The organism is Nocardia farcinica (assembly GCF_029867845.1).
GTDB classification, from domain to species: Bacteria; Actinomycetota; Actinomycetes; order Mycobacteriales; family Mycobacteriaceae; genus Nocardia; species Nocardia farcinica_A.
Genome location: NZ_JARWRU010000460.1, coordinates 1 through 9,531, shown reverse-complemented (window position 1 = coordinate 9,531; position 9,531 = coordinate 1). Strand labels below are relative to the sequence as shown.

Sequence of the window (9,531 nt, the reverse complement as noted above, 5' to 3'; positions counted from 1 at the left end):
GGGCCCCCCGGCCCCCCCCGCCCCCCCCCCCCCCCCCCCCCCCCCCCCCCCCCCCCCCCCCCCCCCCCCCCCCCCCCCCCCCCCCCCCCCCCCCCCCGGGCGCCGGGGGGGGGCCGCCCCCCCCCCCCCCCCCCCCCCCCCCTCGGGCAGCTCAGGGTGTTACTTGATCTCCGCCAGGACGGTGCCCTGGGTGATGGCGGCGCCCGCCTCCACCGCGAGGCCGGTGACCACGCCTGCCTTGTGCGCGTTGACCGGGTTCTCCATCTTCATGGCCTCGAGCACCGCGATCAGGTCGCCCGCCTCGACGGTCTGGCCCTCCTCGACGGCGACCTTGACGACGGTGCCCTGCATCGGCGCGGTCACGGCGTCGCCGGAGGCCGCACCCGCCGAGGCGCCGCCACGCTTGCGCGCCTTCGGCTTCTTGCGGATCGCGCCGCCGCTGTTGCCGCCGCCCACGGTGAAGTTACCGGGCAGCGAGACCTCGACCCGGCGACCGCCGACCTCGACGACCACCTTCTGCCGCGGCGCCTGCTCGTCCTCCTCGATCGGCGCGCCACCGGTGTAGGGCTCGATGGTGTTCTTCCACTCGGTCTCGATCCACTTGGTGTAGACGTCGAACTTCTCGCCGTCGCCGATGAAGGCCGGATCCTCGACGATCGCCCGGTGGAACGGGATGACGGTGGCCAGGCCCTCGACCTGGAACTCGGCCAGCGCGCGACGGGCGCGCTCGAGCGCCTGGGTGCGGTTCTCGCCGGTGACGATCAGCTTGGCCAGCATGGAGTCGAACTGGCCGCCGATCACGCTGCCCTCGACCACGCCGGAGTCGACGCGCACACCGGGGCCAGAGGGCTCGCGGTAGACGTTGATCGGGCCGGGGGCGGGCAGGAAGCCGCGACCGGCGTCCTCGCCGTTGATGCGGAACTCGAAGGAGTGGCCGCGCGGGGTCGGATCCTCGGTGATCTCCAGCGGCTCGCCGTTGGCGATGCGGAACTGGGCGCGCACCAGGTCGATGCCCGCGGTCTCCTCGGTGACCGGGTGCTCGACCTGCAGGCGGGTGTTCACCTCGAGGAAGGACACGGTCTCGCCCTGCACCAGGTACTCCACAGTGCCCGCGCCGTAGTAGCCGGCCTCGCGGCAGATGCGCTTGGCGGACTCGTGGATCTTGGTGCGGACCTCGTCGGACAGGAACGGCGCGGGCGCCTCCTCGACCAGCTTCTGGAAGCGGCGCTGCAGCGAGCAGTCGCGGGTGCCCGCGACCACCACGTTGCCATGCTGGTCGGCGATGACCTGGGCCTCGACGTGGCGGGCCTTGTCCAGGTACTGCTCGACGAAGCACTCGCCACGACCGAACGCCGCGATGGCCTCGCGGGTGGCCGACTCGAACAGCTCGGGGATCTCCTCGATGGTGTGCGCGACCTTCATGCCGCGCCCGCCGCCACCGAAGGCCGCCTTGATCGCGACCGGAACGCCGTACTTCTTCGCGAACTCGACGACCTCGTCGGCGTTCTTCACCGGGTCCTTGGTGCCCGCGGCCATCGGCGCGTTCGCGCGCTCGGCGATGTGGCGGGCGGTGACCTTGTCACCGAGGTCGCGGATGGCCTGCGGGGAGGGGCCGATCCAGATCAGGCCCGCGTCGATCACGGCCTGGGCGAAGTCGGCGTTCTCCGACAGGAACCCGTAGCCGGGGTGGATCGCGTCGGCGCCGGACTTGGCGGCGGCGTCGAGGATCTTGTCGAACACGAGGTACGACTCGGCCGAGGTCTGGCCGCCCAGCGCGAAGGCTTCGTCGGCGAGCTTCACGAAGGGCGCGTCGGCGTCCGGCTCCGCGTACACCGCGACGCTGGCGATGCCGGAGTCCTTCGCCGCCCGGATCACGCGGACGGCGATCTCGCCTCGGTTAGCTACGAGTACCTTCGTGATCCGCGCGCTGGCATGGCTGGGCACTGAGCCTCCTGGTTTGCATTCTTCTGGTCGCTTCGCGGGACGGTGGCCGCGCGGCCCGCTCCCGTTCGGGGTCGGAACACCACACGAGCTCCGCGCCCGTGCCGACAATGTACGTCTGGGCGAGTGTAGGCAGTCTGCCAACTGCCGCCGAACTCGGATAGCCCTACTGAACAGTAGGTGTCGCATCACACTGAATCGGAAGTGTGTTCCGCGTCCATTGTGCTGGCATGCGACTTCAGTTTAGAAGACATCAGCGCGCCCGTGCGCGACGTCCCGCCCGGGCGGGCGCCTCGCCCGGCTCCTCGCCCCGAACCACCGGCAGGCGAACCGAATTGCCCCACTCGGCCCACGAGCCGTCGTAGTTGCGCACGCCCGAGCGGCCGAGCAGATGGGTGAGCACGAACCAGCTCAGGCTGGACCTTTCGCCGATGCCGCTGTAGACCAGCAGTTCCTCGTTGTCGGCCAGCTCGCCGTAGATCGCGTCCAGCTCGGCGCGCGGGCGGAACCGGCCGTCCGGGGCGAAGGCCCGCGACCAGTCGATGTTCACCGCGGTCGGGATGTGCCCGCCGCGCAGCGCCGCCACCGCGGGCCCGGCGGGCTCCTGGTTCGCCTCGCCCGCGTATTCGCGCGCCGAGCGCACGTCCAGCACCGTCGCTGAGCCCAGCCTGGCGAGTACGTCGTCGCGGAAGGCGCGGGCGATGCCGTCGTCGCGGCGCACCGGGGGATAGGGTTCGGCCCGGCGCGGGAAGGGCGGCTCGAAGGTGGTGTCGCGGCTCTCGGAGATCCACGCCTCGCGGCCGCCGTCGAGCAGCCGCACGTCCTCGTGCCCGAACAGGGTGAACAACCACAGCGTGCGGGCGGCCTGGGCGTTGCCCCGATCGCCGTAGACCACCACGGTGTCCTCGCGGGCGATGCCCTTGGCCCGCATGAGCTCGGTGAACGCGGCCCCGTCGATGTAGTCGCGCATCGACCCGTCCTCCAGCTCGCGCCGCCCGTCGATCTTGATCGCGCCTGGCACGTGCCCGATGTCGTAGAGCTGGGCGTCCTCGTTGGATTCCACGATCACCAGGCCGGGGGCGCCGATGTTGGCCGACAGCCATTCCGTGGAGACCAGCCTGCCTGGGTGCGCGTAGGCGCCGAAAGGGGCATGGGGGTCCGGGGCAACGGGCACGGTCGGTCTTCCTTCTCCTGGCCGGACTGGGACGTGATGACGTATCGCGGGGCGTTCGCGCGGGCGGCACGAGGGTTCCCTCACGCTGCGATGGTAGAGGTGGGCGGTAACGGGAACTCGTTCCAGGCGGCGAATCGCCGTGGCGACCGATTACCGCAATGGCCGATTAGATCGAACCCGCATCCGATAAAGTCAGCTACAGAGGAGGGGTGGTCTATGTCCGATTCGTGGCCGCGGCGGCGACTGCTCGCGATCCTGCGCGGCGCGAGTGAGCCCCTCGATGCCCAGGAACTGGCCAGGATCACCGGACAGCACGTGACCACCGTGCGCTTCCACCTCGACGTCCTCACCAAGGAATCCCTGGTCAGACAGTTCCAGCAGCCCCCGCGCGGGCGTGGCCGGCCCCGCATCGGCTATCGCGCGGTGCAGCGCACGCTCGGCTACCAGGAGCTGGCACAGGTGCTCGCCGATCAGCTCGGCGGCGAGCCGCGCAGCCGCTCGGAGGCCGGGCTGGCCGCAGGCCGCGCCTGGGGCGGCAAGCTCGACGCCGCCGAACGCCGGGTCGAGACCTTGGCCGACGCCAAGGACGTCACCATCGGCCTGCTCTCGGAACTCGGCTTCGCCCCCGAACGCGACACCGCCGACGACGGCGAGCACGTGGTGATCAGGATGACCGGCTGCCCGCTGCGCGATCTCGCGCGCACCCACTCCGACGTGGTGTGCTCGGTGCACCGGGGCATGATCGAGGAAGTGCTCGACCGCAGCGGCGAGCGCGGCGCGGTGGAGGTGCGCCTGCAACCCTTCGTCGACAACGAGCTGTGCCTGACCAGGCTGGAGATGGCCCGCAGAACGGGCAGGAACAACGGGGGCCCGCTCGGTCCGGGGGATCAGGGCGAGCCCGCCCTCACGCCGCCGTCAGCGGGCCGCGTCGGCCCACAGCTGCGCAATGCCGGTGCCGACGTCGCGAAGCAGTCGGCGCAGCAGTGGTAGGCCGATCCCGATCACACTGGAGGGGTCGCCGTCGATGCGATCGACGAACCAGCCGCCCAGCCCGTCGAGGGTGAACGCGCCCGCGACCTGCAAGGGCTCGCCGGAGGCCAGATAGGCCTCCAGTTCGTCCGGTTCCGGCTTGGCGAAGTGCACGGTGGTGGCACTGCAATCCACGGCCTGCGCCACGACCTCGCCGTCGCGCAGGCGCAGCACGCAGTGCCCGGTGATCAGATCGGCGCTGCGCCCGGCCATCTCGGCCCAGCGTGCCCGCGCCACCTCCGGGGTGTGCGGCTTGCCCTGGAGCACGCCGTCGATCAGCAGCATGGAGTCGCAGCCGACGATCACGCAGTCGTCGCGGAACTCGGCGGCGGCGGCGGAGGCGGCGATGTCGGCGGCCTTGGCGCGCGCCAGCTCGGTGACCACGGTCTCCGGGGCGCTGTTCGCCGGCAGGGCCGCGGCCACCGCGTCCTCGTCGACATCGGAGACCAGGACCACCGGCTCGATGCCCGCCTTGCGCAGCACCTGTCTGCGCGCGGGCGATGCCGACGCCAGGATCAGCGTCGGCATCGGGTGTCCTCTGATGAACTCATACGTCCCGCTGGGCGCCGTGATCGGCTCAGCGCAGGCGCGAGAGCGCCGGGAACGAGTACGGCGAGAACGGGGATGCGCCGCGGTGCATGGCGGTGGGCCTGCCCCACAGCTCCCTCGGCTTGCCGGAATCGGTGTCGGCCGAGCCGCCGGAGGCGGCGGCGAACACGCACACCAGGGCGGCGACCTCGGCGTCGGTGGGCGATCCGCGCAGAATCTTCACAAAGGGTTCCGCCTTCGGCTCCGGGGTCGCTGCCGTCTCCGCGGTGACCTCGGCCTCCTCGGCGACGGTGTCGACCGCGAGGTCGAGCTCGGCGGCGGTCAGCACTTCTTCTTCTGCCACGGTCGTCACAGTGCCAGATCCTTCCTCTACCTCGATCAGGCGTGTTGGTTCGACAGGCACGTGACGCCTACCGACTTCCCAGCCCTGTGGCCCGCCACTCCCGGTGATCTCCAAAAGCGCGGGCCGTTCGACTTCTCCAGTGTGCGCGGCCTACCGAGGGTATCGCTCGTTCAGAGCGGAATGTTGCCGTGCTTCTTCGGGGGCAGGGTCACCATCTTGCGCTCGAGCAGCCGCAGCGCGGAGACGATCTGGCCGCGGGTGTGCGAGGGCGGGATGACCGCGTCGACGTAACCGCGCTCGGCCGCGACGTACGGGTTCACCAGAGTGTCCTCGTACTCGTTCTGGAGCTCGAGCCGCAGCGCATCGACGTCGGCGCCGTCCGCGGCGGCCTGCTGCAGCTGCTTGCGGTAGACGAATCCGACGGCGCCGGAAGCGCCCATGACGGCGATCTGCGCGGTCGGCCAGGCCAGGTTCACGTCGGCGCCCATGTGCTTGGAACCCATGACGTCGTAGGCGCCGCCGTAGGCCTTACGGGTGATGATCGTGATCTTGCCCACAGTGGCCTCGCCGTAGGCGTAGAGCAGCTTCGCGCCGCGGCGGATGATGCCGTTGTACTCCTGGCCGGTGCCCGGCAGGAAGCCCGGCACGTCGACCAGGGTGACGATCGGGATGTTGAACGCGTCGCAGGTGCGCACGAAGCGCGCGGCCTTCTCCGAGGCGTCGATGTCCAGGCAGCCGGCGAACTGGGTGGGCTGGTTGGCCACGATGCCCACACTGCGGCCGTCGATGCGGCCGAAGCCGACGATGATGTTGGCCGCGCGCTCGGCCTGCACCTCGAGGAACTCGTCGTCGTCGAGCAGACGACGGATGACCTCGTGCATGTCGTAGGGCTGGTTCGGCGAGTCCGGGATGATCGTGTCGAGCTCGAGATCCTCGGGGGTGAGCGAGTCCTCGATCGAGCCATCGATCGGGTCGGTCGCCGGGAAGCGAGGCGCCTCGGCCTGGTTGTTGCTGGGCAGGTAGGACAGCAGATCCTTGACGTAGTCCAAGGCGTCCTGCTCGCCGGAGGCGACGTAGTGGGCCACACCGGACTTCACCATGTGGGTGTGGGCGCCGCCCAGCTCCTCCATGGTGACTTCCTCGCCGGTGACGGTCTTGATGACATCCGGGCCGGTGACGAACATCTGGCTGGTCTGGTCGACCATGACCACGAAGTCGGTCAGCGCGGGGGAGTAGACGTGACCACCGGCGGCCGGGCCCATGATCAGCGAGATCTGCGGGATCACGCCGGAGGCCTGGATGTTGCGATGGAAGATCTCGCCGTAGAGGCCGAGGGAGACCACGCCCTCCTGGATGCGGGCGCCTGCGCCCTCGTTGATGCCGATCAGCGGGCGGCCCGTCTTGAGCGCCAGGTCCATGACCTTGACGATCTTCTCGCCGTAGACCTCGCCGAGGCTGCCGCCGAAGACGGTGACGTCCTGGCTGAAGATGCACACGTCGCGGCCGTCGATGGTGCCGTAGCCGGTCACCACGCCGTCGCCGAGCGGGCGGTTCTTCTCCAGGCCGAAGTTGACGCTGCGGTGCCGGGCCAGCGCGTCGAGTTCGACGAAGGAACCCTCGTCGAGCAGCGCGAGGATGCGCTCGCGGGCGGTCATCTTGCCCTTGGCGTGCACCTTGTCGACCACGGCCTCACCCATCGGGTGCTTGGCCTCTTCCAGCCGATTCCGCAGGTCAGCCAGCTTCCCGGCGGTGGTGTGGATATCGGGGGAGTCCGCCGAACCAGAGGCGGGCTGCTGCTGGACACTCGTCATGGGTTCGGAGTGTAACCAGAGGACGGAACGGTCCGTAACGGCGCGGTGCCTACCCGTGAGTAGAAAAGCGCAGGTCGCACCCCGCCTCACGCCTGTTCTCCGGCGGTTTTCCCGCCCTGCGCCCTGGCAGAACGGGCGCTCCGCCGGACGGGTAGCCTCGCGACGTGCAGAGCCCCTCCACCGATACCGCGCGGCGCCGGGCGCCCCTCGACGCCGACCGGCTGCGCGCCGTCGTCGCGTCCGCCGGGCTGTCGTTCTCCCGGGTCGACGTGGTCGAGTCGACCGGGTCGACCAACGCCGATCTCATCGCCCGCTCCCGCGAGCCGGGCGCCGACGGTTCGGTGCTGCTGGCCGAGGCGCAGGAGTCCGGCCGGGGCAGGCACGCGCGCGCCTGGTCCCGCCCCCCGCGCGCGCAGATCGCCCTGTCGATGCTGGTGCGCCTGCCCGGCATCGACCCCGCCGTGCTCGGCTGGCTGCCGTTGCTCACCGGCATCGCCGTGGTCGACGCCCTGCGCGCCACCGCCAGGGTGCCCGCGGATCTGAAGTGGCCCAACGACGTCCTCATCGGCGGCCGCAAGGTGGCAGGCATCCTGGCCGAGGTCGCCGCGGGCGGCCCCGCGCCTGCGGTGGTGGTCGGCATCGGCGTCAACGTCACCCTGGGTGAGTCGGAACTTCCTGTCGCCCATGCCATCTCGCTCGAGCTGGCCGGGGCCGCCGAGCTGGACCGCACCACGCTGGTGGCCTCGATGCTCACCGAATTCGACCGGCGGCTCACCGCGTGGCGCGCGGCGGGCTGGGACACCGCCGCACTCGTCGCCGCCTATCGCGAGCGCTGCGCCACCATCGGCACCGAGGTGCGCGCCGAGCTGCCTGGCGGGCGCGTGCTCACCGGAACCGCCACCGGCATCGACGACGCCGGCCGTTTGCTGGTCGGCGACGAGGCGGTCTCGGCGGGCGATGTGACCCATCTGCGCGGGCAGTACAAGCCCCGGTGACATCCGATTGTCCTGCCCGCCACGGCCGTCGGTTCCGTGGCGGGCGGTCCGCGCGCGGGTAGCGTCACGGGCATGGGTTACCCGGAGGATGTGCTCGCCCCGGACGAGCAGTTGATACTCCACCGCCATCCGCATTGGAAAATGCTGTTCTGGCCGGTCGTGACGCTCATCGTCGCCACCGCGCTGGCCGGATTCGGCGGCGGACTGGCCTACCGCGCCACCGAGGGCACGGTGCGCACGGCGCTGTTGATCGCGGTGCCCGCGCTCTGGGTGATCGTGGTGCTGTGGCGGGTGCTCGGGCCGGTGCTGTCGTGGAAGTCGACGCACTTCATCGTCACCGACCGCAGGGTGCTGGTCCGCGAGGGCGTGCTCACCCACACCGGCATCGACATCCCGATGAGCCGCATCTCCAGCGTGCAGTTCCGGCACGGCCTGTTCGACCGCATGCTCGGCACCGGCACCCTCGTCATCGGCTCCTCCTCGGAGGAGCCCCTGGAATACGACGACATCCCCGACGTGCAGGGCGTGCACTCGCTGCTGTATCACCAGGTCTTCGAGGCCTCCGCCGACCGCTGACGCCGTCTTCGTCCGTCCGGGCACGGCGTGCGCCCGCCGCCGCGTCACCGATCCGTAATCTGGAGCCATGACCGCGGTACTGCTCGCCGAAGACGACGAGGCCATCGCTGCGCCGCTCTCGCGGGCACTGGGGCGCGAAGGATATTCGGTCACCGTCGAGAGTTTCGGCCCCGCCGTGCTCAGCCGGGCGCTGGAAGGCAACCACGACCTGCTCATCCTCGACCTCGGCCTGCCAGGCATGGATGGCCTGGAGGTCTGCCGTCAGGTGCGGGCCCGTGGCGCCGATCTGGCGGTGCTGATGCTCACCGCGCGCACCGACGAGGTGGATTTCGTCGTCGGCCTCGACGCGGGCGCCGACGACTACGTGGGCAAGCCGTTCCGCCTGGCCGAGCTGCTGGCGCGGGTGCGCGCGCTGTTGCGGCGCAGCGGCATCGGCGACGAGGCGGTGGAGGTCGGCGGCATCCGGCTCGAGCCGGCCGCGCGCCGGGTGCTGGTCAACGGCGTCGAGGTCGGCCTGGCCAACAAGGAGTACGAGCTGCTCAAGGTGCTCATCGACCGCGCGGGTCAGGTGGTGCCGAGAGAGACCATCCTGCGCGAGGTGTGGGGCGACGCCGAGTTGCGTGGCTCCAAGACCCTCGACATGCACATGTCCTGGCTGCGCCGCAAGATCGGCGACGAGGGGCCGATGGCCGAGCGTCGCATCGTCACGGTACGCGGCGTCGGCTTCCGGCTGAACACGGACTGACGTGCGCCGCCGCATCCTGCGCTCGATGCTGGCCGTGCTCACGGTCACCACGGTGGTCTTCGGCCTGCCCCTGGTCTATCTGGCCTGGCTGTGGGTGGAGGACATCACCCGCAACGACCTGCGCGACCGCCTCGACCGGGTGGCCGTCGAGGTGATGGTCCAGGAGGGGCCGGACGGGCGGGTCGAGGGCGATCTCGATCTGCGCGCCGTGCGCGCCATCGTGCCGGTGGACGGGCGGCTGACCATCGTCTATCCGGCTGCCTCCGACAACGCCGCCCGCGCCGACATCGGCGTGCCCAAGGTCCACCACCCGCGGGTGGAGTCGCGGGGCATGGGGACCGCCGGGTAGCTGCGGCGCGAGGTGGCGT

Annotated in this window: 10 protein-coding genes; 5 read left to right on the top strand and 5 right to left on the bottom strand. The window is 70.8% G+C overall.

Annotated elements, in window-relative coordinates; genetic code table 11:
• Nucleotides 1–159: 159 nt before the first annotated feature.
• A complete protein-coding gene (locus tag QH283_RS09945; RefSeq protein ID WP_280502723.1) occupies nucleotides 160–1,944 on the bottom strand; it encodes an acetyl/propionyl/methylcrotonyl-CoA carboxylase subunit alpha in 1,785 nt (594 codons plus the stop codon).
• 250 nt (nucleotides 1,945–2,194) lie between these two features.
• Nucleotides 2,195–3,115: a sulfurtransferase gene (locus QH283_RS09940; protein WP_280502722.1), complete on the bottom strand. Its 921-nt coding sequence runs from the start codon at nucleotides 3,113–3,115 to the stop codon at nucleotides 2,195–2,197.
• A gap of 216 nt (nucleotides 3,116–3,331) precedes the next feature.
• Between QH283_RS09940 and QH283_RS09935 the strand changes: the two genes are divergently transcribed.
• Nucleotides 3,332–4,105, top strand: a complete 774-nt coding sequence (locus QH283_RS09935; protein ID WP_280502721.1) for a helix-turn-helix transcriptional regulator — start codon at nucleotides 3,332–3,334, stop codon at nucleotides 4,103–4,105.
• On the opposite strand, the gene QH283_RS09930 is transcribed toward QH283_RS09935, so the two are convergent.
• The 3 genes from QH283_RS09930 to QH283_RS09920 all read right to left on the bottom strand — a co-directional run bounded on the left by QH283_RS09930 (nucleotide 4,031) and on the right by QH283_RS09920 (nucleotide 6,847).
• Entirely contained in the window at nucleotides 4,031–4,672 is a 642-nt protein-coding gene (locus tag QH283_RS09930; protein ID WP_280502720.1) for a Maf family protein, read from the bottom strand. The genes QH283_RS09935 and QH283_RS09930 overlap by 75 nt on opposite strands.
• A 49-nt stretch (nucleotides 4,673–4,721) precedes the next feature.
• Complete coding sequence (locus tag QH283_RS09925; RefSeq protein WP_280502719.1) at nucleotides 4,722–5,045, bottom strand: acyl-CoA carboxylase subunit epsilon; 324 nt, start codon at nucleotides 5,043–5,045, stop codon at nucleotides 4,722–4,724.
• Between the two features lie 161 nt (nucleotides 5,046–5,206).
• Nucleotides 5,207–6,847, bottom strand: a complete 1,641-nt coding sequence (locus QH283_RS09920; RefSeq protein WP_280502718.1) for an acyl-CoA carboxylase subunit beta — start codon at nucleotides 6,845–6,847, stop codon at nucleotides 5,207–5,209.
• A gap of 164 nt (nucleotides 6,848–7,011) precedes the next feature.
• Here QH283_RS09920 and QH283_RS09915 point away from each other — a divergent pair, with 164 nt between their 5' ends.
• The 4 genes from QH283_RS09915 to QH283_RS09900 all read left to right on the top strand — a co-directional run bounded on the left by QH283_RS09915 (nucleotide 7,012) and on the right by QH283_RS09900 (nucleotide 9,512).
• Nucleotides 7,012–7,842, top strand: coding sequence for a biotin--[acetyl-CoA-carboxylase] ligase (locus QH283_RS09915; RefSeq protein WP_432420693.1), 831 nt, complete (start codon nucleotides 7,012–7,014; stop codon nucleotides 7,840–7,842).
• A gap of 72 nt (nucleotides 7,843–7,914) precedes the next feature.
• Entirely contained in the window at nucleotides 7,915–8,418 is a 504-nt protein-coding gene (locus QH283_RS09910) for a PH domain-containing protein (protein WP_280502717.1), read from the top strand.
• Nucleotides 8,419–8,485: 67 nt separating this feature from the next.
• Nucleotides 8,486–9,163, top strand: coding sequence for a response regulator transcription factor (locus tag QH283_RS09905; protein WP_280502716.1), 678 nt, complete (start codon nucleotides 8,486–8,488; stop codon nucleotides 9,161–9,163).
• Nucleotide 9,164: 1 nt separating this feature from the next.
• Entirely contained in the window at nucleotides 9,165–9,512 is a 348-nt protein-coding gene (locus QH283_RS09900) for a hypothetical protein (RefSeq protein ID WP_280502715.1), read from the top strand.
• The last annotated feature ends 19 nt before the right edge of the window (nucleotides 9,513–9,531 follow it).

Excerpts from the sequence above, each read along its gene's own strand:
- QH283_RS09910 (WP_280502717.1), top strand. The coding sequence starts at position 7,915 with ATGGGTTACCCGGAGGATGTGCTCGCCCCGGACGAGCAGTTGATACTC.
- QH283_RS09920 (WP_280502718.1), bottom strand. The coding sequence starts at position 6,847 with ATGACGAGTGTCCAGCAGCAGCCCGCCTCTGGTTCGGCGGACTCCCCC.
- QH283_RS09905 (WP_280502716.1), top strand. The coding sequence starts at position 8,486 with ATGACCGCGGTACTGCTCGCCGAAGACGACGAGGCCATCGCTGCGCCG.
- QH283_RS09935 (WP_280502721.1), top strand. The coding sequence starts at position 3,332 with ATGTCCGATTCGTGGCCGCGGCGGCGACTGCTCGCGATCCTGCGCGGC.
- QH283_RS09930 (WP_280502720.1), bottom strand. The coding sequence starts at position 4,672 with ATGCCGACGCTGATCCTGGCGTCGGCATCGCCCGCGCGCAGACAGGTG.